Source organism: Motilimonas thetidivivens (assembly GCF_046452435.1).
Taxonomy (GTDB): Bacteria; Pseudomonadota; Gammaproteobacteria; order Enterobacterales; family CBDFNC01; genus Motilimonas.
On sequence record NZ_JBKFDK010000003.1, the window covers coordinates 1 to 25,069 of the forward strand.

At 45.5% G+C, this 25,069-nt stretch carries 21 protein-coding genes; 5 read left to right on the forward strand and 16 right to left on the reverse strand.

Translation table 11 applies throughout. The features are described 5' to 3' along the window. From ACK8OT_RS03230 to ACK8OT_RS03260, 7 genes are all read right to left on the reverse strand, one after another. A partial coding sequence (locus tag ACK8OT_RS03230; protein WP_410195072.1) for a hypothetical protein occupies positions 1–234 on the reverse strand: 234 nt, incomplete at its 3' end. A 68-nt stretch (positions 235–302) separates the two neighbouring features. Beyond that, a complete protein-coding gene (locus ACK8OT_RS03235) occupies positions 303–1,580 on the reverse strand; it encodes a hypothetical protein (protein ID WP_410195073.1) in 1,278 nt (425 codons plus the stop codon). 235 nt (positions 1,581–1,815) lie between these two features. Then, a complete protein-coding gene (locus ACK8OT_RS03240; protein ID WP_410195074.1) occupies positions 1,816–2,058 on the reverse strand; it encodes a hypothetical protein in 243 nt (80 codons plus the stop codon). Next, entirely contained in the window at positions 2,051–2,842 is a 792-nt protein-coding gene (locus ACK8OT_RS03245; RefSeq protein WP_410195075.1) for a hypothetical protein, read from the reverse strand. Before ACK8OT_RS03245 ends, ACK8OT_RS03240 begins: the two co-directional genes overlap by 8 nt. Then, positions 2,814–5,186 carry a lipase family protein gene (locus tag ACK8OT_RS03250; protein WP_410195076.1) on the reverse strand — a complete coding sequence of 791 codons (2,373 nt, stop codon included), beginning with the start codon at positions 5,184–5,186 and terminating at the stop codon, positions 2,814–2,816. The genes ACK8OT_RS03245 and ACK8OT_RS03250 overlap by 29 nt, the downstream gene beginning before the upstream one ends. Then, the gene (locus ACK8OT_RS03255) at positions 5,183–6,016 is read right to left on the reverse strand and encodes a DUF4123 domain-containing protein (RefSeq protein ID WP_410195077.1); all 834 of its coding nucleotides are present in this window, start codon (positions 6,014–6,016) and stop codon (positions 5,183–5,185) included. The genes ACK8OT_RS03250 and ACK8OT_RS03255 overlap by 4 nt, the downstream gene beginning before the upstream one ends. Continuing rightward, on the reverse strand, positions 6,013–8,040 hold the full coding sequence (locus tag ACK8OT_RS03260) for a type VI secretion system Vgr family protein (protein WP_410195078.1): 2,028 nt from the start codon (positions 8,038–8,040) through the stop codon (positions 6,013–6,015). The genes ACK8OT_RS03255 and ACK8OT_RS03260 overlap by 4 nt, the downstream gene beginning before the upstream one ends. 388 nt (positions 8,041–8,428) lie before the next feature. Between ACK8OT_RS03260 and ACK8OT_RS03265 the strand changes: the two genes are divergently transcribed. Beyond that, the gene (locus tag ACK8OT_RS03265; protein WP_410195079.1) at positions 8,429–8,713 is read left to right on the forward strand and encodes a PAAR domain-containing protein; all 285 of its coding nucleotides are present in this window, start codon (positions 8,429–8,431) and stop codon (positions 8,711–8,713) included. 215 nt (positions 8,714–8,928) lie between these two features. Here the strand turns inward: ACK8OT_RS03265 and ACK8OT_RS03270 are convergent, their stop codons facing one another. The 3 genes from ACK8OT_RS03270 to ACK8OT_RS03280 all read right to left on the reverse strand — a co-directional run bounded on the left by ACK8OT_RS03270 (position 8,929) and on the right by ACK8OT_RS03280 (position 11,547). Then, positions 8,929–9,555: a hypothetical protein gene (locus tag ACK8OT_RS03270; protein WP_410195080.1), complete on the reverse strand. Its 627-nt coding sequence runs from the start codon at positions 9,553–9,555 to the stop codon at positions 8,929–8,931. Between the two features lie 142 nt (positions 9,556–9,697). Next, positions 9,698–10,606, reverse strand: coding sequence for a tetratricopeptide repeat protein (locus tag ACK8OT_RS03275; protein WP_410195081.1), 909 nt, complete (start codon positions 10,604–10,606; stop codon positions 9,698–9,700). An 8-nt stretch (positions 10,607–10,614) separates the two neighbouring features. After that, complete coding sequence (locus tag ACK8OT_RS03280) at positions 10,615–11,547, reverse strand: tetratricopeptide repeat protein (RefSeq protein ID WP_410195082.1); 933 nt, start codon at positions 11,545–11,547, stop codon at positions 10,615–10,617. 326 nt (positions 11,548–11,873) lie between these two features. On the opposite strand from ACK8OT_RS03280, the gene ACK8OT_RS03285 reads away from it, so the two are divergent. Together ACK8OT_RS03285 and ACK8OT_RS03290 are read left to right on the forward strand one after the other, a co-directional pair. Beyond that, positions 11,874–12,827, forward strand: coding sequence for a hypothetical protein (locus ACK8OT_RS03285; RefSeq protein WP_410195083.1), 954 nt, complete (start codon positions 11,874–11,876; stop codon positions 12,825–12,827). Between the two features lie 15 nt (positions 12,828–12,842). Beyond that, positions 12,843–13,796: a hypothetical protein gene (locus ACK8OT_RS03290; RefSeq protein WP_410195084.1), complete on the forward strand. Its 954-nt coding sequence runs from the start codon at positions 12,843–12,845 to the stop codon at positions 13,794–13,796. A 359-nt stretch (positions 13,797–14,155) separates the two neighbouring features. Here ACK8OT_RS03290 and ACK8OT_RS03295 read toward each other — a convergent pair whose 3' ends face one another. The 6 genes from ACK8OT_RS03295 to ACK8OT_RS03320 all read right to left on the reverse strand — a co-directional run bounded on the left by ACK8OT_RS03295 (position 14,156) and on the right by ACK8OT_RS03320 (position 22,489). Further along, positions 14,156–15,121, reverse strand: a complete 966-nt coding sequence (locus tag ACK8OT_RS03295; RefSeq protein ID WP_410195085.1) for an SEL1-like repeat protein — start codon at positions 15,119–15,121, stop codon at positions 14,156–14,158. After that, positions 15,118–15,249 (reverse strand): hypothetical protein, encoded by a 132-nt coding sequence (locus ACK8OT_RS03300; RefSeq protein WP_410195086.1) that lies wholly within the window; start codon positions 15,247–15,249, stop codon positions 15,118–15,120. Before ACK8OT_RS03300 ends, ACK8OT_RS03295 begins: the two co-directional genes overlap by 4 nt. An 83-nt stretch (positions 15,250–15,332) precedes the next feature. Beyond that, complete coding sequence (locus ACK8OT_RS03305; protein WP_410195087.1) at positions 15,333–16,292, reverse strand: SEL1-like repeat protein; 960 nt, start codon at positions 16,290–16,292, stop codon at positions 15,333–15,335. Next, the gene (locus ACK8OT_RS03310) at positions 16,289–19,864 is read right to left on the reverse strand and encodes a LysM peptidoglycan-binding domain-containing protein (RefSeq protein ID WP_410195088.1); all 3,576 of its coding nucleotides are present in this window, start codon (positions 19,862–19,864) and stop codon (positions 16,289–16,291) included. The genes ACK8OT_RS03305 and ACK8OT_RS03310 overlap by 4 nt, the downstream gene beginning before the upstream one ends. Then, positions 19,861–20,412 carry a DUF4123 domain-containing protein gene (locus ACK8OT_RS03315; protein WP_410195089.1) on the reverse strand — a complete coding sequence of 184 codons (552 nt, stop codon included), beginning with the start codon at positions 20,410–20,412 and terminating at the stop codon, positions 19,861–19,863. Before ACK8OT_RS03315 ends, ACK8OT_RS03310 begins: the two co-directional genes overlap by 4 nt. A 10-nt stretch (positions 20,413–20,422) precedes the next feature. Further along, on the reverse strand, positions 20,423–22,489 hold the full coding sequence (locus ACK8OT_RS03320) for a type VI secretion system Vgr family protein (protein WP_410195090.1): 2,067 nt from the start codon (positions 22,487–22,489) through the stop codon (positions 20,423–20,425). Positions 22,490–23,076: 587 nt separating this feature from the next. On the opposite strand from ACK8OT_RS03320, the gene tssB reads away from it, so the two are divergent. Next, positions 23,077–23,571: a type VI secretion system contractile sheath small subunit gene (gene tssB, locus ACK8OT_RS03325; RefSeq protein ID WP_410195091.1), complete on the forward strand. Its 495-nt coding sequence runs from the start codon at positions 23,077–23,079 to the stop codon at positions 23,569–23,571. Positions 23,572–23,591: 20 nt separating this feature from the next. Further along, a complete protein-coding gene (gene tssC / locus ACK8OT_RS03330; protein WP_410195092.1) occupies positions 23,592–25,067 on the forward strand; it encodes a type VI secretion system contractile sheath large subunit in 1,476 nt (491 codons plus the stop codon). Positions 25,068–25,069: the final 2 nt, after the last annotated feature.

Here is a 25,069-nt window from a genome sequence, read left to right on the forward strand (position 1 = left end):
TACGTTAGTGGTGTCTAAGGTGCCGTTATGCTCGTTTTGGCTATCGATAACGGGCGGTGGTAATATTACCTGCGATTGCGGTACGGGTTTTAATGAATCATACAGCGCAATCTCATCGGCGTAGGGCGCCAGCGGGTCTGGCGACGGCTGTGAGCCGTCTTTGCTCAGCGCCCATATACACAGGCCGATAAAGGCAGCGCCAAGGGCAAGGTGTTTTTTATTGTATTTTTTCATTCGCTGCTGTATTCGCTTGTTTGCTTGAGCAATTTCACCGATTCGCCCCATACCTTTCGTTTTTGCTGTTAACGATGAATGCGCGCTGGCACTTCTTTATAGTTACCTTGCTCATCAAACTCCAAGCCCAGATGGTGGGGCATGATTAAGCTGTTGGGAATAAAGTAGCTCACTTCATAATCGCGCAGGCCCCAAGAAGGTAACAGTTTGGCCAGCTCTGCCATTTGTGCGCGGACTTGGTCGTAGTATTGCGGGGCTTCTTCTTCGCTATAGCCTGCTATTTGTAAACGTATGCTTAATGATGTCTCTTCCGAGCTATTGCCCACGTTTCCGATAAGCATTTGAGCCGCAATACTCAATAAAGGATCGAGTTCATCCAAGAGCCAGCCCCCAGTTCTCTCCTCTTCTGGTCGAAATTCACCTGTATTCGGATTTAGCGCTTTCCTTAGAGAGAGAACCGCTTGCATTAACCCATGCTGATCTCCTTGTTTTATGCAGTTTTTAACCATTTCCTTGGTTTGTGCTGTGGTTGGTTGAGGTAAAAAGGGAATGGTGTACTCACGCCGAAAGTAGTTACTCGCACCGCGCTCACAGTTAATACCATTATCAAAGGCGCGCTGAAACCAAGTGCTGGCTAAATGGGTTAGCTCGGCGAGAGTGCGCCCATCAATGTCAACCTGATGCTCCGGATGGGTCGCCATGTAATCTTGCCGAGCACGGTAGTAGGTGGCTACGAAGGGGACGCAGGTAAAACAGGTGCCGTTGGCTCCTTGCTCCAATAGCGCAAAAGCCTCCATGGTATCGGGAATTTGTTGGAGTTGCTGTGGTGACAGGGTGTGAATAAAATTATAAACCGAGCCAAGCCGATTATTATCCAGTATGGTTGCAGCTGACGCTTTAAACTGCTTGGCTAAGGGGGAGTTCTCGTTCATCTGCGGCCAATACTTCACTCCTTGAAGAAAATAGGCCTCTGGGTCGCCCGTGGCCTTGGCCCAATTGATATAGGCTTGGCGTCTTACCTGCCAAGTAGGATAGCTTCGACAGGCTTCGTAATAGCGTGGCAGGTGACAAAACTGCAGGCCATTAAGGGAAAAATGGGGATAACCCTTGGCGGCGATTTTATATTGAATGGTGACGGCTTTTTCAAGGGACAACTCATCACTGCCCCAAGAGCCTGCGTGGGTATAGATATCTTTAAGAGTAAAATTATCAATGTGTTGCACTTCACGTAAGGCGTCACGATGAAAGTGTTTACCCAAATAATAATTAAAGTGATGGCCGTTAACGTTAGTGATGTCTAAGGTGCCATTATGCTCGTTTTGGCTATCGATAACTGGTGGCGGCAATATCACCTGCGATTGCGGTACGGGCTTTAGTGAATCATACAGCGCTATATCTTTAGCGTATGGGGCTAACGGGTCTGGCGGCGGCTACGAGCCGTCTTTGCTCAGTGCCCATATACACAGGCCGATAAAGGCCGCACCAAGGGCAAGGTGTTTTTTTTTGTATTGGTTTAATTTTTTCATTAAGCCGGTGCCATTAAAGGGGTTGAGTGGGTTAATGGTTGCAATGGGGATATTTTCAGCCTAGTTCGACGCTATCGATTTCAGTGGATACATCGGACAGGTAGGCATTGCCTACTTTTATATAATGCTCTGGTATGCCTTTAGTCCACCAAAAAGCAATGTCGTCGGCAAACACCTTATAAGATAAGTAAATGGTAGTTAAAGCAACGCCAAGGACAATTTTGCCCTGCTTGGTTTTTAACTTCTCGGTTAAATAGGGTTGTAGTTTAGCGAGTGTTAAAGAACTAAACCTAATCATCAGCATCCCAGTTTTCACCATCGATATAGATATCAAAGTTGATGGTGTGATCGGTTATCTCATCATGGTGAATTTGCCATTTGTAATTACCGCCTTTGATACGGCAATTGAGTTCATAGGGGGCTTGCTCGCTATACGTGTATTTATTATCTTCTTTGGTACAAAACCACTGTTCATCAGCCATATACCCATGCTTCTCTTTATTAATCGGTATATCACGAGCAAAAAACTGTAACCGAGTGCCTGGTGAATGGGCTTCTTTGTTGTAAAAAGTTAAATAGACCTCCTTTAATTTATCGTCGCAGCGGTTGATGTGCCAATTAGTGGTCTGTGGCAGGGTGATAATATAGCGGTCGCCTAAGTCGATACCGTAAAAAGTTGAATTATAACGGGTTGGGATGTAAACCGGATTTTCGGCCCAACTCGAACGTGTAGTGCATTTGCGGCCAGATGAAGACCATTCTAGTTCGGCTTCTACCTGCCAGCCTTTGGGTTTGACACCTTGAAAGGTGAGGGTGTTGCTGACTAGGTCGACGCCTTTGAGTTCGGTGGATACGTCTGACAGGTAGGCATTGCCTACTTTTATATAATGCTCTGGTATGCCTTTGGTCCACCAAAAAGCAATGTCGTCGGCAAATAATTTAAAGGATAGGTAAAGTGTGGCTAATACAACGCCCAGAACTATTTTGCCCTGCTTGGTTTTTAACTTCTCGGTTAAATAGGCTTTCAGCTTAACAAGCTTTGATTGGAGTTGGTTAATTAATTTGTTTAAGAATATCGGCATTGGTCAAGCCTTGAATGTTGAGTTGTTTGCTGTCAATTTGTACGGCAGACATCTTACCCATGATTTGTAAGTCATGCTCAATTTCTGGCAAACGTTGTTGGTAATATTCGATTTCTCGCTTGGCATCTTGTTCTAAGGTGTATTTACTACGGTGGAGTTCGTCACGTTGCCAAGGGTCAGCGATTCTCCCATACTTAAGATGATAATCAATGGCTTGCAGGCGATTGCTTAGCTCGGTCTGGATTTTGTTTATAATCATCTCAAGGGCGGATTGTCCTTTATTTAATTCATTCATGGCGTTTTTAATCGCTTGTTGGCGAAGACTTGCTTCGGGAGTTAGCGCGTTTTTGAGGATGGTTGCCAACTTAGGTGCATAGCCTGTCGCCACTGAATGGTCGGCACCTGATTTAAGGAACTCTTGTTTCGTGTCGAGATTAAGTAATTTTATCGTTGCACTGTCTATGGTCGTGAATGTTGATTTACCGTTTACTTCCTGTGATGGGTGAGATGAGAATAAATCTATCAATAATGGGTAGGCTTCTTTTTCTATTTGATCCCCATCGAATTTTAAGTCGTCGATATTATTCCCTACAACAGTTTCCATCAGCTCTTTTTCGGCTAGCTCGGTGGACAGATAATTTGCGATACTGGCTAAGCCACTGTGGGTGAGGGCGATACTTTGGGGGGTGGCTACAAAGTGATTTTCACCGAATGATAGGATCTGTCTTAAGTTACCATGGTGAGTGTAGTTGTCATCATCAAAATCGGTCATCTGATATGCTTGTATAGTAGTATTAGCTGCAGTCCCAATAACTAGCGCACCTAACGCTCCGAAGGTAGTGACAATAGGAATGGACACTAACGATGCAGATACCAACAACCTTTGCCTCTCCGCTGCGTTTAACACATCTGATAATTTGGCGTCCATCCAGCGAAATGGCACCATAGGCACGCCGTCTCTGTTATTAACATGACGGTGGTGTTCAATCGCCTTATATTTTTCTACAAACGAGTGGGTGCCAACACGAGGGCTACCGTAGGTGTATAACAAGGGTGAGTGGGTTATTTTTTTCTCCACTAAATAAGCCGCCAGTAGGGTTGCGCCAGCGCCCCCTAAGCTGTGTCCTGCTAGTAGATAGCGCCTGATTCGGTTTCGATGAATGGCAATGTATGGCTCTATTAACTTCCACAAAGCGCCGGCAAAAGTGGCAAACCCTTTGTGCACTCTGGGGGCGTCACTGTCTAAAACTGGTACCCAATCGTCCAGTTGTCTATCAAGCCAATCTTGGCTTGGCGCAAAAGGTACCTGCTCAGCATTAATATCTGACAAAACAATATCTTTGTAACTGTTTGACTTTATTATTATGTCTAGCGTTCTGTTTATTTGTTCGGATTGGTTCTGATACGCTAGGTATCTAAAGATAACGCCTGCACCTGATGAGATGAGTCTGTCTTCCCTAACATCCTCACTCCAAATCGGTTTGATTTCATCTTGGTCCCATTCAGTACCCTCGGTGCCACGTACAAAAATAAGTAATTTGTTGCCTTGGCAGGCTACCAGTGCTTCGGCACCAGCTTTTTTATCAACTATCAGTCTTGGAAATAACATACGGCTGGCGAAAGGCACCTCTTGGGTGACGAAACGGGTGTTAGCGGTATTGAGTGCATTATGAGGCTCATTTTTCGCCATTAATGTTAGCACTTGTTGCAATGAGCCAACTTTTTGGTCATTTTCATTTTCTCCCCAGTCCGAATAAATCCATGAAGTGGCCAAGGCTAGATTATAGGCATTTACATAGTGATATTCTTTTTGAAAGGTTAAGGCAGGCACCTGAGCCAATAAGGATTCCATTTCAATACAATGATGCTCGAGTACCGACAATGCTGGTATTTGGGTGTTTAGGTGGCCGAAATAGTCATCGGCGGTTTTACTAATAAATTTAGGGGAGTCATCTACTTGTTTTTTGTCATCAAATCCATCTTTTATATCAGCAAGCAGTGCTTCCTTGGTACTGTCGTCGTAGGGTTTAATTTGGTAGTGCCAGTCGGTGCCTGATTCTGATTGTTGATCCAGCCATTCTGCTACGGGGAACTGATCTTTGAGGGCTTTTTGGCGTTTGCGTTCAACCATGGCCCATACGGGTAATATCAGGTCGTAGCTTTGGTCAATTAACTTAGTTTCGTGAATAATACCGTAAGTCGATGTAACGCCAGTACGCGTTTCTGATCCGCCTTTAAGGGTGTATGGGATGCCCGAGTAAGGCGTGTTATTCGGACAAACTAACCGTATGGTGATCCATTTGTGTAGTAGACAAGGCTGGCAAATATCAATGTTATGGTTCATGTTAAATCCTTGGACAAGTTGGCCAACCAAGATTGTGGGCTGTTGGTTTTTTTACTTAGCAGCCAGTCAGGCGACTTATGGTGCGTGATGGCGAAATGGCAAAATTGCTCAATGTGTTGATACTCGTGCACCCCCTGTTGTTTTACCGACGTAATGATCGGAATGAGTTGTACGTAGAGAGGTTGGTTAGCGTTATTGAGGGTTCGCCATTTTTCTTGGTCGTATCTGAGCCAGTTTTCTGAGATGGCAATAGCGAGCTGCTTGATGTAATAGTCACTTTGCCTGTAACTGGCAAAATCTGTTGCTTGTAAGATCCAAGGAGCACGCTCAAGGGCATCATCATGGCTCCACTCATCTTGGTGGCTTGGGTTTATATACCAAGCATTTTGATAATTGAACAAGACAAGTCCAATAGCGTTAATGAACGGGGTGTCGGCTGATAAATCTTGTAGCAAATGAAACAGAATACGCGGATCCCACCAACGTACGAGTACTGTTTGCTGAGCTGTTTGTGCGGTTAAATATGACTGCAGCAGTTTAAATAAACCTTGAAAGTTCAATTGATGGTATAAATAAAAACCCCAGTCAGAAGTATAAGGGTAATTATGGGCTGGGCTTGTTGATGCAAGTTGCAACAACCATGGGCCTGCTTTTTCATTTCCTTGAAATATTGACCCCTCGAACAGTGATGCGCATTGCTTTACTTCATATTGTTGATAGATGTCTGTTAATGATCCAGAAGGTGATGCACCATTAATGACGGCATAAAAGTACGGCTCTCTCGTTTCGTCTAACGCGAAATCAATTAAGGAATCTAGGCGTTGCATCATGGGGTTGCCTTCTTACAGTCGATTACAAGCGGAACCACATTGGCATTTGCGCTTTTAAGCAGCGCTGTAATGTCTGTGTGATGACTTTCCAACCCCACCGCTTGCTCTATCCCTTTTGGCATGGCCGGCATTTGGCCACCGTAACCACTGCCTGAGCCGGCACTTGGGCCCACTTTTATATTGATGGTGGGGCCGCTTAGGTGTACGCCGCCGCCGTCTATTTTGACAAAGCTGCCACCGGCTTTTAGGGTGATTTCGGCGCCGGCTTCGATGACCATTTTTACGCCGGATTTGTGGTGTATTTCACTGCCTGCTTTAACCAGTTGTGCGTTGCCGATTTTGTGGTGTAGCTTGGTATCGGAGATTTGGCTTTGATCGCCTTTGGTGTGTAGGCGGCTTTCGCCATCCACAGTGTGGTGTTGATTGCCTTTAATCAGTTTAAAGCTGTCGCGGTCGACTTCGCTGTGTTGGTCGCGTTTGATTTGCTCGGCTTGGTCGTTTTCAATCAAGCTGTTGAAGTCTTTTTGCGCGTGGATGTAAATTTCTTCTTGGCCCATTTCGTCTTCAAAACGCAGCTCGTTATAACCGTCGCCCTTGTGTGTTTCGGTGCGTAGCACGGTGCGGGTTTTATGCTCGGGCAGGGCGTAAGGTGGCTTGTTGGTGGCATGATAAGTGCGACCTGTGATGATGGGTTGGTCGGGATCGCCTTCTAAAAAGCTGACGATCACTTCATGACCAATGCGCGGAATGGCCATGGCACCGTATTGGCTACCGGCCCAGCCTTGGGCCACGCGGACCCAGCAGCTGGCGTTTTCGTCATTGTTGGAATAGCGATCCCACGGAAATTGAACCTTAACGCGACCATATTCGTCACAAAATATTTCTTCGCCTTGGGGGCCGGTCACGGTGGCAATTTGCGGGCCGTCTACCTTAGGTTTCGCGTTGGGTTGCGGTTTCCATTGGCGGTCGGCGGGGATCACTTGCACTTGGTTGTGATAGCGGGTTTGTCCTTCACCGCCATGCTCTTGCAGGGCTTGAGGTTGTTCACCATGATGCTCAACGCGAATACATTGCCAAGCACGATTAAAGGCAGTGTTAAGATGCTCGGTTAGATCAAATTTAGCCCCTACAAATAAGCGTGTTTGATTGCTGTGCAGTGTTGCTTGAATACTATCGCGGTTAAGAAAGGCTTGGCGGGTTTGAGTGAATTTCTCACCACTGGCGTCGTCTTTGTAACGGCCTGGGTAATCATAATGTTCGTAATCATCACGCTGAAACTCGATGCCTTGGCCTTGCTGGTTTTGTAAAAATGAATAGGCCGGTTTTTTAAAGCTGTATTCTTTTAATTGCACCTTGGCAGGGGCGATTTGGCTTTGTAGAGCAAAGTCGTACACGTAGGGCAAGGGTTGATAGCCGCTGGCCATCGCGTTATAAGGTAGCGCTTGCGTTAGGGGAATCAATGATTGTGCATCATCGATAAACACCATTTCATGTTTATCTTGTTGATGAAAGAAATAATAAAACAGGCCTTCTTCAGCGGCGAGCCGTTCGATAAAGGCTAAATCGCTCTCACGGTATTGCACGCAATATTCGCGAGGCTGACATTCATGCTTAATGGCAAAGGCATAGTCGTTGATGCCCATTTCTTGCAAAATAATACTGATAATCTCAGGAGCGGTGAGCTGCTGAAATATCCGGCTGTTGTGGCGTAAGGTTAAGCGATGCGCGGCAGCGGACAAGGTAAGCTTATATCGCGTGTGATGATGGCCGGTATCGGCTTGGCTAAATGATGAAACGATGCCGTGAATATATCGGGTGGCTTGGCCGTCTTGCCAGCAAGTGAGGGTGGCGGTTTTATCGACGATGTCGGCGGCGCTGATGTGTTCAAGTCGACTGGCAAGTTCAAGTTGAAATTGAAACGGTTGTGAAAGTTGTTCGGTGCCAAAAAACTGCGTGACAGCAAAGGTGTCTGTCCCTAAACCTTCACATTGCAGGGTGAATTGTAATCCCGTGTTGTCAGCCATGATGCTTGCCTTTATTTCTTTGCGTGAACTAGCCTCAGGCGAGCCTAAGGAAAGTTTGATGTCATCCTTGTTTAATGTGGCAGGCTCGCGTTGGGAGTTAAATTTGTTTTATTTAATTTCAGTACGTTACGCGCAATGGTATTTTTTATGGATTTTATTGTCAATTAAAATGCGTTAGAGTGCTTTATCTTTTAGTGATAATTTGATGTGGTCATTCTCTTTTTATTATTTTCCATGCTGGCTATAAATGCTGGAGCTGAGTATGGGGCAGATGACATCAATATTATTTTCGGCATTCACTGAGTTTATTGCGGTTACCTCACTCGGTTCGGCAATGCTTAGTGGTAAGCACGTCGGTGGCGACAACCAGTATTGAAGGAGTAAGATCATGGCAAATGTTATTCATAAAGGGGCTCCCACCACAACGGGAGGCAAGGTATTACAAGGCAACGCAGGATTGTGTGTTGAGGGAAATGAGGTTGCTTCCGTTGGGCATATGGCCAGTTGCAAAGCGTGTAAAAAGGGCATTGGCCCAATTGTTGCGGTAGGGCCAAGAAAAACCATCTTACCCGCAGGACCGGTTGCCCTTGAAGGGGATTATGTTGCCTGTGGCTGCCCACCGATGTCGAATATTGTAAGGGTTGGGCAGGGCTCGACGAGTAGTGACAGCTGATACTCGGGCAAATAAAGGGCTAACTCACTGGGTGTTTGATGGTGCAATACTGCACATGCAACACTCGATGGTTGCCCTATCGCTTCCTGCTTTGCTGATGTTATACAAAAGGAATAGGTAGGCTGCTGAAACTGTAAGCTATTAATTGCACGTGATGATCAATTTGGATTCGTTGACAGATATTGCGCATTGTGATGGTAACAATGCGCGCCAAGCTATTTTTTATACTGCTTGCCCATCTGCCACTCATCTAAGCGGTGAAAGCGCAAGGTATCAACCTGATGTTTGTTAAAAATATCGACAATACGTTGATGCACTATGGTGTATCCCATGTTGGTTTTAGCTATTTTTAAGATTAATCTCTTGTCTTCAGGAATGGCATCAAGAACATCATCGCGTAAGGAATACTTATCAACAGAATGCCTAATATCACTTTCATCAAAGTCATCGATGATGGATTTATCATAATCCAAGCAATCGGTTTCACCATAACGATTAATAAACCAATAGTGCTCATGAAATTGACCGTCATCATCAATCAGCACCGCTGGAAATAATTCTACGCCTAGGTGAAAGTAAAAATAATCTTCCATGTCTTTTTTGATGTCCTCATGCATGATCACAAATGTGGTATGCATATGGGCTTGTTTGATAGGACGGCGAATGTTTGCTGCTTTGTCTTCGTCACGGTACGCGTTTTCAAAAAATAAGGGCCCATTGTCGATACTCATCTCTTCAAAGCCATAAAAACGGTCTGCGGTAGCTTGTGTTGGGCTGAGGTAAATCGTTTCAGGGCTGTAATTATCGTCAACGATGTAATATTGACTGTTGTATTTACTCATAATCCGGGCTCTGGCCTCCATGATTTAGTGGCTGGGAAGGTGATGTGTTTTTTATTACCCGCATTGAAAGACATAATGGGCATAGCTAGCCCTAGCGGTAGGATGAACAATGGAATAAGTGCCTTGCTGCCCATGGCTAAGATTACTCCTCACCTGTGTCTGTATCTGGTTTATCCGGATTAGAATCCGGTTTAACTCTTGGGTCGGGCAAACTGCCATAGCCTTGCACGGGATGCGGGGGTAAAGGATAGCGAGTCGTGATATCGGGGATGCGAAAGTTGGGGTCGGCATCGATTTTATCCGCTATTTGTTCATAAACTTGGACTACGCTTTCATTTATCTGATATTCATGTTGACCCAAAGAAAAAACAGCGTTTAATACAATAGCCGCTTTCAACATACCATTACCAGCAGCCAGTTGATAATAATGCATTGACTCGGGGTAGCGATCTTCTCCCACTCTCAACCAATCGGCGTATTCATAATAAGCCTCGGTAGATTGTTGTTGAGCGGCGCATTTAAAGTAGGCTCCGGCCTTATCATTTTGCTGTTGCTCGCGCGGCAAATTATAACCGTAATGATTACCCAATCGAATTAGGGCATTAGGCTCACCGAGTTTGGCGGCTTTATGCAGGTAGAGCCAAGCGCCTTCAATGTCGTATTTAACGCCATAGCCACGTTCGAGTATCACGGCTAAATCGTAATAACCGATGGGGGCGCCGAGTTCAATTAAACGTTGGGTGGTTTCAAGGGTTTTAGCGGCGCTGCGATAAGTGCCTAGGCCAAGGCGGTAGCGACGGGCTAAATTATGCAGCGCCTTCCAATGGTCTAACTTAGCAGCTTGCTCATACAAGGCGGTAACTTGCTCTTTATCGTGATAACGCTGCTTTTCCAGCTTGCGGGCCTGTAAAAACAGTGCGTCTGCCTCGGCAGTGACAGGGGGCAGGCTGTTTTTTTCTAATTTACATTCAAATTCAAAAGCCGAAGCAGGCGAGGCCAGCAATGCTCCTAGCAGTAGGGTGGTCAATGGAATAAGTGCCTTGCTGCCCATGGCTAAGATTACTCCTCAGCCGTATCTGAGTCTGGTTTATCCAAATTAGAATCCGGATTAACTCTTGGGTCGGGCAAGCTGCCATAACCTTGCACCGGATGCGGGGGTAAGGGATAGCGAGTCGTGATATCGGGGATACGAAGTTCAGGATTGGCTCGGATCTTGGTTGATAAATCTTCATAAATCAACGTTTGTTCTTGATCGATTAGGTACTTATATTGTCCGACAGCAAAAACGGTGGCAAGAACGATGGCTGCCTTAGCCATGCCATTACCAACGGCTAATTGATAATAATGCATGGCTTCAGGGTATCTCTGTTCGCCGATTTCAAGCCATTCGCCATACTCATAATATGCCTCGGTAGATTGTTGCTGAGCGGCGCACTTAAAATAGGCCGCTGCCTTATCGTCTTGCTGTTGCTCTCTGGGCAAGTTATAACCGTAATGATTGCCTAGCCGTATTAAGGCGTTGGGCTCACCGAGTTTGGCGGCTTTATGCAGGTAGAGCCAAGCGCCTTCAATATCGTAATTAACGCCATAGCCGCGCTCTAATATCACGGCTAAATCGTAATAACCGATGGGCGCGCCGAGTTCAATTAGGCGTTGGGTGGTTTCCAGGGTTTTAGCGGCGCTGCGATAAGTGCCTAGGCCAAGGCGATAGCGACGGGCTAAATTATGCAGCGCCTTCCAATGGTCTAACTTGGCGGCTTGTTCATACAAGGCGGTAACTTGCTCTTTATCATGATATCGCTGTTTCTCCAGTTTGCGCGCTTGTATAAAGAGTGCGTCGGCTTCGGCGCTGACTGGGGGAAGGCTGTCTTTTTCTAATTTACATTCAAATTCAAAAGCTAGGGTGGGCGCTGTAATTAGGCATGATAGAAGGGCGAGTGCAAATAGAATGCGCTGGTATAAGGTTCGTCCCATATGTAAGGGGGAGTACATGTTTACGACATTCCTTTTTGTCTGTGCTGCGTATTATCCACTGCGCCTTTTATCGATTGGCTGATGTGATCGCCTAAGATCGAACCATGCTGCAAGGCCTGCGTGAAAGTGATTCATAAATAGATTCAACAGATTAGCCGGCACAGTACGCAATAAAGATATGACTATCAATAAAAATAAGTTAGAATTTTATGTTTTTGTGATATTGACAGTAGCCAGTATTTGGCTAACCAGAGTAAGGTGATGATGAAATTGAGTACCTCCAACAGGTTAGACTTAATGAAAGGCACGACAATACTGGGTTTGAGCCTGGAATGGAGGCGTTTATGGCGGCGTATTTGCCCACGGCTTGGCAGGCAAATAAAGCGCGAGAGCTGGATTATGATCTAAATGATTTGGCCGGTTACAAGTTGCAAAAACGAGCGGTAAAAAATGGTGCAATACCCCGCAGTTGGTTTGATGAACATCATATTTATATGATGCGCAGTATCACGGCTGAAGACGTTAACAGCAGTGAATATGCCGATTTGCCACATCGAATTGATAATCAGGTGCTGCGCTTATCTAGCTTTGGCCGTTATCAATGGCTAGCAGGGCTTTGTGAATTTTTATATGTCATGAGTGCCTCTGGGGGTAAATTCATGGCATTCCTTTCATTGCCATTAGTTCTTTTGTCAAATTATGGAGCCGATGATTTTTGGGACAGTTTTTGTAATGACCTTGTACTATTCAGTGCTATTTTTATTCTTCCTTGCCTTATAGTTTGGAGCGTTCTGGTGTTTACACAGAAATGGGTTATTCCCCTTATCTTTAGTGATATCCAACCTCTATTTGAGTTTTGCCGAACCGACGGTAAGGTGCGTATTTTTGAGCCTAAAACCGGTGTTTTAAAACACGAATTCGATTTTGCTGATGCGGTGGCTGAGGCCGTGCCCTTGGTAGGCCATCAAGGCTTAGTGGTGCGCTATAAATTCGTGGTGCGCCATTATCAACATAATGAAATGAGCGTACAGATAGAGCGATTGGGCGAAGACCGCAATATGCAAGATATCTGCAGCCAGTGGAATTTTATTCAATGGTTCATGGACACCAGCAGCCCATTGCCCGATGTGCCCGCCTTAGAATGTTGGCGCAGCTTTGACCCCGTTACCCGTGAAGCCGATAAGCGCAGCGGCAGACCAGCTCGATACTGGCAAGATAAAACGGATGAAGACATTAAGGCGTATATTCACACCCAGCGCACCCTGAATCAAAAAGGGGCTGCCGATTATGGCTTTTAGTTTAGGCTGGTGCAGATGAGCGATTACCAAGCATCTGCTTGGCAGGCAAATAAAGCGCGAGAGCTGGATTATGATCTAAATGATTTGGCCGGTTACAAGTTGCAAAAACGAGCCGTAAAAAATGGTGCAATACCCCACAGTTGGTTTGATGAACATCATATCTATATGATGCGCAGTATCACGGCTGAAGACGTTAACAGCAGCGAATATGCCGATTTGCCACAGCGAATTGATAATCAGATGCTGCGCTTATCTAGCTTTGGCCGTTATCAATGGCTGGCAGGGCTCTGTGAGGGCTTATATGCAATCAGTAGCTTTGGGGCAAAATTTCTAGCCATTTTATCATTTCCTATAGCTTTGTTACTTAGTTCCGCTTTGAATGACTTTTGGAGTGATTTATGGTTTTTCTTTTGGTTTGGAAACTCTGTAACAACTTTACCTTTTCTCGTGGTATGGGGATTGCTCTCATTGTCAAGACGCTGGGTTATTCCACTTATTGTTAGTGATATCCAACCCTTATTTGAGCTTTGCCGGACCGACGGTAAGGTGCGTATTTTTGAGCCTAAAACCGGTGTGTTAAAACACGAATTTGATTTTGCTGATGCGGTGGCAGAGGCCGTGCCCTTGGTAGGCCATCAAGGCTTAGTGGTGCGCTATAAATTTGTGGTGCGCCATTATCAACATAAAGAAATGAGCATTCAAATAGAGCGATTGGGCGAAGACCGCAATATGCAAGATATCTGCAGCCAGTGGAATTTTATTCAATGGTTTATGGACACCAGTAGCCCATTACCCGATGTGCCCGCCTTGGAATATTGGCGTAGTTTTGACCCCGTTACCTGCGAGGCCGATAAGCGCAGCGGCAGAGCGGCTCGCTACTGGCAAGATAAAACGGATGAAGACATTAAGGCGTATATTCACACCCAGCGCACCCTGAATCAAAAAGGGGCCGCCGATTATGGTTTTTAGTGTGTGAACAATGCGGCGTAATTCGCGGTTGAACAATCGTTCTGATCGGAATGGGCCGGGTAGGAGCGCAATTTATTGCGCGAAATAGCGCGTGAAATGTTTGATTATTCGCGGTTTAAAAACCGCTCCCACAGCAACGCGAAGGACATTGGTTAGGTTAAATAATGTGCAGCGGAGATACCATATTTAATTACGAACCCAGCGCTTATCGCAGCGAACAAGCTCAAGCGTTATTTTGGCAAGCTATCCCATCGCGCCTAACTAAGGTCCAACGCACAAAGCAACGCACAAAGTTTTGTGTGAGCAAAAGGCAACACAGAAAGGTAATTAGCATGGGCAATATGATTCAAGCTTTGGCCTTAATATAAATTGGTCTCATCGTAAAAGCGGTTGGGTTTGACTTTGGTTAGAAAGTCATCAATTTCTTGGTCTAATCTATCTTTAGTGTCGGATGGGAGCATCTTATTGAAATCAATATAAGTAAGTGTGTTTGAATGTCCTGATGGATCAAGTTTTCTAGCAACGATCGCATAATAGTAGGCCATTTCCCAATCATGCTGAGTTTTATTCTCTTCATTTTTGAATTCAACCGCTAAGTTAAAAGCTCCTTCAGCAAAGCCTAGTTCCATTGCATTTTTAAGCTCTATTTTGGCTTTGTCCATACCTATATTTTCGTGGAAGTTATAGATATAAACCATAGCTGGAGCATAGCCACGCTCCGCCGCTACCTTCAAATAACCAAGAGCTTGTTCGATGACGGCCGGATCTTTGATGTCTTGATGTCGAGAAAGTTCGTTAAATAGTGCAATTGCAGCGTTATTCGCCCCCATCTCTAGAGCTTGTTCATACTGTGCTACGCGGGTTCGATGGGCAAGGTAGGGCACGTATTTACGCCACGTGTCTTTGTGTTTGGCGAGCATATACATGGCCTTGCCGTCGCCGTTGGCTGCAAGCTGTTGCCATTTTTCAATGGCTTTATCAAACCATTTGTCGTCGCAGGGAAGCATGTAGAAGTCGCAATAGGTACTCGAGCTATCAACCAATTCAATCATGGCCCAAGGGTTACCTTGCTCTGCCGAGCGAAGCAGTATCCTGCCAACTTCAAAGGTTGCCATGCCACCCATACTCATATAGATACGCGCTTGCCAAAAGAGCGCCGTTGGGTCTTCGGCTTCTATTTCGGGCTGCATGGCTTCAAGGGCAAGGTCGCGCTCGCCTTGTTGTAGCCATGCCAACCCTTCCTCTACTGAGGCAAACGACGCTTGCCCAAAGCATAGGGCTGATAGGATGGACAAGTATTTAAGGTGTTTTAAAAACGGCTTCATATAGCTTTACCTATGGTCCAAGGTACACGACGTAATGGCTTTTGTTGTCGTATGTATTTTTCTAATAAACGGGTACGCGCTGGGTCGGTGAGCTCAACCGCGATCAGTGTTTTGTCGTGATAACTCATTTCAAAGCGGCCCCGACTAGTAAGCGCGATTGATCATCAACGTAAACGCCGCCTGCATGGGCGATATGATGCAAGCTTTGGCCTTAATATAAATTGGTCTCATCGTAAAAGCGGTTGGGTTTGACTTTGGTTAGGAAGCCATCAATTTCTTGGTCTAATTCGGCAATTTTCTCAGTCTGCAGGGCATCTTTAAAGTAGTTCCCTTTGAGCTTGTAATCATAAAAACTATCACCTAATTCAAAGAGTATTTTTGCATATTTATAAAACTCTTCCCATTCAGTCTTTGTTCGATTGTCCTTTAGGTAGTAATTTCCTGCAAGGACTGATGCAGCTGCAGGGTAACCAAGCGATAACGCTGACTGTAAGTATAAAAGGGATTTATTATTATCTGATTGGTACATACCCGATAATTCAACCATCGCAGGTGCATAGCCACGCTCCGCCGCTATCTTCAAATAACCAAGGGCTTGGTTTCTAATCGCGGGGTCTTTGATGTCTTGATGTCGAGAAAGTTCGTTAAAAAGTGCAATTGCAGCGTTATTCGCCCCCATCTCTAGGGCTTGTTCATACTGTGCTACGCGGGTGCGATGGGCAAGGTAGGGCACGTATTTACGCCACGAGTCTTTGTGTTTGGCGAGCATATACATAGCTTTGCCATCGCCGTTGGCGGCAAGCTCCTGCCATTTCTCAATGGCTTTATCAAACCATTTGTCGTCGCAGGGAAAATGGAAGAAGTCACATCTATCCCCGTCCTCAAAAAGTTGCTCCATGGCCCAAGGATTGCCTTGATTTGCTGCTTGCAAAAGCCACTGACCTGCATCGATACCTTCAAGTAGATTAATTGACAGTTTGACTCTAGCCATCCAGTAAATTGCTCGGTCGTTGCCTTTTTCCGCCTCTTCAACAAGGTAGGGTAGTGCTTCGAGCCATTCCTCTTGTTGCATTAATTCAATGCCTTTTTCAAGACTGGCTACGGTAAAAGGACTAAACAACAATGATGTGACGACTATCATTTGTTTAAAGAGGGAGATTAAGTACTTCATATTGCTTTACCTATGGTCCAAGGTACACGACGTAATGGCTTTTGTTGTCGTATGTGTTCTTCTAATAAACGGGTTCGAGCTGGGTCGGTGAGCTCAACCGCGATCAGTGTTTTGTCGTGATAACTCATTTCAAAGCGGCCCCGATGATTACTGTCCGGTTGTGGCAGCTCATAAACGCAGATATTGGCGCCTAACTTACAAATTAAATCCAAAAATTGTTTCTGTGTAGAGCTAATTGATTGATTTTTAGATGTGGATTTTGGCCAAAAGAAGTCGCGCAGTAACACTAGCCCTTTAACGTAATAATCCCATTGCCTAGCTTTATCCATTGCTTCGTTAGGCCCAAGAGTTAAGCGTTGCATGGTTTCTTCAAATTGGCGTTTGTCATTTTCACTTGGGCTGTCGGGATTAATTGATAGCCATTTTAGGATGTTGACTATGGCACCACATTGCATACTGTTTTTGCTCTGGTCTTCTTTTGTTGGCCCGCCAAAATAGCTAGAGTCGTGACGATATGTTAATACCTTCAAGATGGCCGCCAAGGTCTCGGGGTACATAGGTTCAACCCATTTCTGTACTTCACCGCTATCGAGCGTAGATTTTCTGGTTAAGTATTCGGCTATATGTTGTGAGTTTTTCTCCATTTTCGCATCGGTACTCAACTCATCCAACATCCGAAACGGCAACAGCAAAACCTGACTGGCTTTAAGCTGGTAGGTTAGCATAATGGTGAGTACTTTGTTAATGGCATTAAAGGTTTCTGATTCAATGCCTTGTGGGTCATCGCTAGTGCAAAAGGCAATTTTTCTAAAGCCTTGTTGTTTGGTGATAAGCAGCAGCTGATAGATGATGTCGTCCAATACCAGCGGTGATATTTCTAGGCCAACGCTGCCACCAAAGCCAAGGCCTAACGTGCCAGACAAGGAGGTAAGGATGATAAATTTGCCATCGCGATAGGCAATTTGAAAGTGATAGCTGGCGCCGATGCCGGCTTTGGCGGTGCCCCCTGCACCTGCGGCCACCAGTGATCGAAACCCTTGTTGATTATTACTGTGCAGACGGGTAACGGGCGGTCGCCATTGCACATCAAGGTTAACACTGCCGCCACATTGCACGCCGGCAAAGGCTTTGGCTTGCGCACTGCCACCCACTGCGTAGTGTTGGCGGCGACTGCCGTCGGCATTTTTTTGATAAACCGGCAATGGGCCATGGTTGCTGGTTTGACGATAGGCAGGTAAGTCGGCTTTATTGGGCACGGTGCCGCGAATGCCTAAGCCTTTTTGGCCCTTGGCGCTTTCGACTGGGCCGACTTGAATTTCTGTGCCGAGCGCGACACTCACGCCGACGGCGCCGCCCACATTAAAGGCCAATTTCAATTTATAATGGCCAATGTGAAAGTGGTTGATTTCAACCTTGCCATCGCCTTTTTTGTCGATGTAGTAGGGGATATCAAGCGCGCCGCCATCGGGGGCATCGGGATAGGTTAATTGCCCGCCGAATGTGCCACGAAAAACGTCCATAGTGACAGCGACACTGTGCTTACCTAAGGTGATATTTTCTTGCGAGGTGCTGGCGCTGTTACTGAGCTCTTGGCCTGTGCTAAAGCGGAAAAATTGCGCTTGTGCGCCGACCTCTAAAGCCATCGGGGGCAGCAGGGTTGAATCTCTGGTGTCGTGACGCCAATAAAACTGATATTTATCGGATAGCGCGGCGCTGTGCTCAGCAAATTTTTTATTCAGCAGCTCAACTTCAGCGGACTTAGCTTTAAGCGTTAAGCCACCGATTTTGACGTCTTCGGGTTTGTTGACATTGGGCGTGAACGGGGTGATAACGTGGGCATGGCCACAGCTTTTTGCTGAGGTGCTAATGGCATTTAAGGTGTTGCGACAATAACTAACCCGGCTGTTATTGCCACTTAGATAGCCTTCAATAATACAGGTATTGTTGACGCCGGGGTCGGCATAAAAGTGCTCGGCCTTATTCGCGGGTTGCCAATCCAACTCATCCCAAATCAGCTGGTTATATTGAAGGGGGAGCGAAACAGGGACGTCACTGTCTTCATGGGTTTTCGGTGCCGATGGCTGGAAATGTAAATGGAGTTTGTTTTGTGCGACATTTTGCTCTGCGATGGTCTTGAGAGCGCTTATCCGCGAGTAGGCTCGCAAAGAAATGTCTAACAAGGTACTGATGTAAGACGATTGATTATGGATGGACGTGCCAACCAGTGAGTTAAAATCATTAAGCCGAGTGGCGGCCTCTTTTAATGCACCTAGGTATATTTTTCGGGCGCAGTAATAACCGATTTCGTTGTATTGAAGGGTGCGGATGGCTTGATATTGCGCGCTTTGATCTATTTTAGCGAGGTCAATTTTATCCACGGCTTCGTGGTGTTTAAATAGCTCGTCTTTGGATAGAGCTTGCTCTTTAAGTATGACGCCATACTGGTTAAGGCTATAAAGAGTGGTGAAAAAACGCTCTACTTCGCCATACCGTTTGTGATCTCGTTGTAGCCGTGAACGCAGCAACCATGGCGCTTTGCAAAAGTACTTATATTGATTGTAGTGGCCTTCAATTTTTTGATATGACGAAACAATATCTTCGACTGAGCCGATGCTTGTGGCAGGGCTGAGGGTGTTTTTCGTATCTAGCTCATTAGGCATTAACTCTGCACGGTATTTGATGAGTGTTCTCAATGCCTCATAGCGTTTTAAATCGGTATCAGAAGTATAGAATTCCCCTTTTGGGTAAAATGCAAACTTTAAGCTGACGCCGTTTTCTTGGAAGGGGGTTTTGCGGGCTGTGCTTTTGGCTTTTTTTTCGTACTGCAAAATGCTTTTTTCAAGTTTTTCACGAACAGTGATTTGATGCTCTCGAAATGCTTGGCGGTAGACTCGGGCACGAATAGACGGACTTGGCTCAAGGCTGTCCTCAGGGCAGATAGCGTCAATAAATGGATTGGGGCTTACGCAGTCTTGGAACTGGTATTTTTGCTGAAGCGCTTGCAGGTGGTGCCTACCAGGTTGCTGGTCCTTGGGTACCCAATTCACATTTTCATCGATAGCTTGATTGAGTGCGAGTAAGTCAAGTAACGCCATTTTGTACAATGATTTGTCTTGGTCAGATAAGAAATGCTCGTGATAAAGGCTGTTAAACTGATCCATGATGCCAAGCTCAGATAGCCCAGTTAAGGTAGCTTCTTTATCTCCAGGGATTATTTTTGCGCGGCACAAAGCATCTTCATTTTGGATCAGTGCAGCGGCCTCTTTTGTAAGCGCTAGCCAGGTGGGTTGTTTGGTTTCGTGATGCTCAGGAAAATACATCACTTCGGTGTACTCAACCTGAGAACACTGGGTTTGGGTTAGCAAATTGGTGTCGGTATGTGTGACTGGGCTGTGTTCAATATTGCTATTGTCGATCATTGGCGTAAGGATCAGTTTATTGCCAGTAATGATCAGGTCAATATTCTTTATTTGCTCTGAGTTCAACTGTTGTAATTTAGCTGTGGTGGTGTTGAATCTTTGGGCTAATACACTGAGTGTGTCACCTTCTTGGATCAGGTAGGTTTCATTCATGCTAGAAGCTGCTCCATGGTATTGGCACTTAGAGTCAATGTGGCCGTGGTGTTACTTGGTTCGGGCGGCAGAATACTTGATGTATGCCAAGCCTGCTCATCGGGGTCAACATACTGAAAATGAAACCCCATGATTGCCGATGTAAAATTACTGCGCTCTTGTGCTGTTAAAGACTGGCTTAGTTTCATTAATACACTGGGGTGATGAAAGCGAAATAGCCATCGTGCGCCTTGTGTTGTATTTAACGTCACTAAACTTTTTAAATGGCTGATGATTGCGTTTTTATCAGCGCCTAAGTTAGTCACAAGTGAACTGTTTGCTCGCCAATGATCATCTTGTTGTTGATGTTTTAAAAGGCGCGAGTCAGGTTCAACTTCAACCCAAATGGGCCCTTGTTCTTTTAAGTGAGCAAGTTCGGTATCTTGATATAAATAGCCCCACTCACAATCAGGTGAAAGGGTGTACACCTGATACAACACATCTGTGACGAGCGCAGTTTCGATCAATAAATACCCTTTGTTTACAGGGGCTAAATCCAGTGGGTTCACTTATCACATCCTATTGAGGTCGACAGGGGCAGTCAGTCAGTGGGCAAGAGCCGTCGGTTTGTTTTTGGCAAAGTTGGGCAATCGGCACATTGGCTTCGATGATGGCAAGTAAACGTGGTTTACTGATATTGGCATGAGGCGCTAGGTTATTGGCTTGCTCTACATCACCCGGTAGCTTTGCCACCTTGCCGCCATAACCACTGCCACTACTTTTGCTGCCCCCCGAATTCAAATTTACATTGGGCCCTTTAATATGCACACCAGCGGGATCGACTTTGATAAAACTGCTGCCGGCTTTGACGGTTATTTCTGCGCCGGCTTCTAATACCACTTTTGAGCCGGCTTTAATGTGTAACTCGTTACCTGTGTCAGACAGCCAAGCTTGGCCGGCTTTGATATGTAAGCTGCCGTTGATGACGAGGCTTTGTTCACCTTGGGTGTGTAAGCGGCTTTCGCCATCCACCGTATGATGCTGGTTGCCTTTGATTAGCTTAAAGCTGTCGCGGTCGACTTCGCTGTGGCGGTCACGTTTGATTTGCTCGGCTTGATCGTTTTCAATCAAGCTATTGAAGTCTTTTTGCGCGTGCAGATAAATTTCTTCTTGGCCCACTTCGTCTTCAAAGCGCAGCTCGTTGTAGCCGTCGCCCTTGTGGGTTTCGGTGCGAATAACGGTGCGGGTTTTATGCTCGGGCAGGGTATAGGGCACTTTGTTGGTAGCATGATAAGTGCGACCTGTGATGATGGGTTGGTCGGGGTCGCCTTCTAAAAAGCTGACAATCACTTCATGACCAATGCGCGGAATCGCCATGGCACCATATTGGCTACCGGCCCAGCCTTGGGCCACGCGTACCCAGCAGCTGGCATTTTCGTCGTTGTTGGAGTAACGATCCCATGGAAATTGCACCTTAACGCGACCATGCTCGTCACAAAATATTTCTTCGCCTTGGGGGCCGGTGACGGTGGCGATTTGCGGCCCGTCTACCGTGGGCTTGGTTTGTAGGTCTAGCTGCCATTGGCGCTGCTCGGGCAACAGTGTAAGGGTGTTATGATAGCGGGTTTGGCCTGTGCCGCCGTGCTCTTCAAGGGCTTGAGGCTGCTCGCCAACATGCTTGATTTTAACCACTTGCCAATTGGCATTAAACTCGGGGTTGAGGTGTTCACTTAGCGTAAATTTAGCACCGGCAAATAATTTGGGCTGATTACTTTGGGCGCTAGCGGTCACGCTGCTTCGATTAAGAAAATGCTGGCGCACACGGGTGAATTTTTCACCGCTGGCGTCGTCTTTATAGCGCCCGGGGTAATCATAATGCTCATAATCATCACGCTGAAATTCAATGCCTTGGCCTTGCTGGTTTTGCAAAAACGAATAGGCTGGTTGTTTGAAGCTATAATCTTGTAACTGCACCTTGGCGCTGGCGATGGTGCTTTGCAGGGCAAAATCACGGATATAGGGGACAGGTTGATATCCGCTCGCCATGGCATTATACGTTAGCGCTTCAGTCAAGGGTATTAGCCCTTGACCATCATCGGCAAACACCATCTCATGCTTGTCTTGGTTATGAATAAAGTAATAAATAAAGCCTTCTTCGGCGGCTAATCGTTGGATAAAGGCTAAATCGGTCTCGCGGTATTGCACACAGTATTCACGAGGCTGGCAGGGGTGTTTATTGGCAAAGGCATAATCCGTTATCCCCATTTCTTGAAGTATGATACTGATGATTTCAGGCACGGTGAGTTGCTGAAATATACGCGAATTCTGGCGTAATGTTAGGCGCTGCGCGGCAGCCGTTAAGCTTAACTGATAAAGCGTGTGATGATGGCCGGTGTCTTTTTGAGTAAAGGCACTGATCACGCCATGAACAAAGCGGGTCGGCTGACCATCTTGCCACCAAGTAAGGGTGGCATTGTCATCGACTAGTTCGGCTGGGGTAATGTCATCACGGCGACTGGCAAGTTGGATGTTAAAATTAAACGGCGCGCCTAATGCCTCGTTGCCACTAAAAGCTGTCACGACGAAGGTATCTGGCGGCAAGTTTTCACAAACAAGGGTAAATTGTAGTCCTGTGTTGTCGGCCATGATGCCTTCCTTCCTGTGATTGTGGCGTTATCGAGTTAGGTTTAAATGCGGTTAATGACAGCTCTTGCGGAAACAGGTGAGAGGCAGTTGCAAGATGACTCTAAATTGATATTTTTGGCATGCTAGCCACTAATGTTGCATAAGTCAATAAAATTGGCGATATATCTAATAATATCAATGAAAGGTGATGTCTAAAATAAACTCATTATTTCGAGTGATTGTTTACATAAATAGTATCATGATAGATTTGGATTTATAAGTTGTTGTTTATTAATGCCAAAAGTATATGCAACAAGGTGCATTAAGTTGGTAAATACTTGATGAGTGCTAACTAGAGCCAGATCAAAATATACCCACCCACCTAATAAAAAAATCAATTTTTTATTGACATAAAATGGTAATAAGTGGTTTTATGCGTTCAAATTATTTTTACTAACAATTAAAACATTAGCTATCGGAAAGAGCGAATATTTCAATTATCTATGCTCTGCAATGGTAGTAAACATACGTTCATCATTCGCACAGATGACACTTTGCCAAGACGCTCTCTCACATTACTTTAACCAAGATAAGGAATAGGCTCGCTTATGTCTAAAGATGGAACAGTCGCGCCAAAAGAACGCATTAATATTAAATATGTCCCGTCAACGGGGGATTCTCAGGCAGAGGTAGAGCTGCCACTAAAGCTAGTTGTACTCGGTGATTTTAAAGGGGTAGCAGAAGATACACCGATTGAAGACAGGCAAACAATCACAGTAGACAAAGGCAACTTTGAAGCTGTGATGCGCGAAAGTCAGCTTGCTATTGATGCGTCAGTAAAAAATAAATTGTCTGACAATGATGACGATATGCTAGCGGTGAAATTAACGTTCAACGAGCTTAAAGATTTCACTCCTGACAGTGTGGCTAAACAAGTTCCTGAATTGAGTAAATTGGTTGAACTGCGTGAAGCCTTAGTGGCCCTCAAAGGACCGCTTGGTAACGTCCCCCAGTTTCGCAATAGCCTTGAGACCTTGTTGTCTTCACAAGAGTCTCGCGATCAACTTCTAAAAGAGCTTGAGCTTAGCCGCTCTGAATCTTAATCATAGCTAAAGGAATTAACATGTCAGGACAAGAAGCCGTAGCAGAAAAACCGATTGCTATTGCCACCACCAGTTTACTTGATCAGGTAATGCAACAAACCCGCATCACGCCGGATGACGAAGGTTATGATTTAGCCAAGAAAGGTGTTGCATCCTTTATTAGTCAATTATTGGGCTCTGATACCCAAGAAGCTGTCAACAAACACGTTGTTGATCAAATGATTGTTGAGTTAGATAAAAAAATTAGCAGTCAAATGGATGAGATTTTACACCATGAAGCATTCCAACAAATGGAATCGGCATGGCGTGGTCTTAAGCTTTTAGTAGATAAGACTGATTTTCGTGAAAACAATAAGATAGAGATCTTAAATGCGACTAAAGCCGATTTATTAGACGACTTTGAGTATTCACCGGAAATTGCTCAATCTGGATTATATAAACACATATATTCTTCAGGCTATGGTCAGTTTGGTGGTGAGCCCGTGGGCGCTATGATAGGTAATTTTGCGTTTACGCCATCAAGTGCGGACATGAAGCTATTGCAATACATAGGTGCGGTTGGCGCGATGGCCCACGCCCCATTTATTTCATCGGTAGCGCCTAGCTTCTTTGGTATTGAATCTTATGAAGAATTGCCAAATCAAAAGGATTTAAAAGCCACCTTTGAAAGCCCGAAATACACTAAATGGCGTGGTTTAAGAGAATCAGAAGATTCGCGCTACATAGGTCTAACGGCATCACGTTTTCTACTTCGTACCCCGTATGATCCTGAAGACAACCCAGTACGCAGCTTTGGCTACAAAGAAGATGTGAGCAAGGCCCATGAGGATTATTTATGGGGTAATACTGCGTTTGCATTTGCTAGCCGTTTAACTGATAGCTTTGCTAAATATCGCTGGTGTCCAAATATTGTTGGCCCACAAAGTGGTGGTGCGGTAACGGATTTACCGGTTCATAATTTTGAGTCGATGGGACAATTGCAAACTAAGATCCCAACCGAAGTATTAATTACGGATCGTAAAGAGTTTGAACTTTCAGAAGAAGGCTTTATCTCTTTAACTATGCGTAAAGGCTCGGATAACGCGGCGTTTTTCTCGGCCAACTCTATCCAAAAACCAAAGATATTCCCAAATACCAAAGAAGGTAAAGAGGCAGAAACTAACTATAAGTTAGGCACTCAAATTCCTTACATGATGATCATTAACCGTTTGGCGCATTACATTAAAGTGCTTCAACGTGAGCAAATTGGTGCTTGGAAAGAGCGCGGTGATCTTGAGCGTGAGTTGAACACTTGGGTGCGCCAGTACGTTGCTGATCAGGAGAACCCGCCGGCAGAGGTTCGTAGCCGTCGCCCACTGCGCGCCGCTAAGGTAGAGGTAAGCGAAGTAGAAGGGGAGCCAGGCTGGTATCAAGTGGGATTAGCCGTGCGTCCTCACTTTAAATACATGGGCGCAAACTTTGAGCTGTCACTGGTAGGCCGCTTGGATAAAGCCTAACC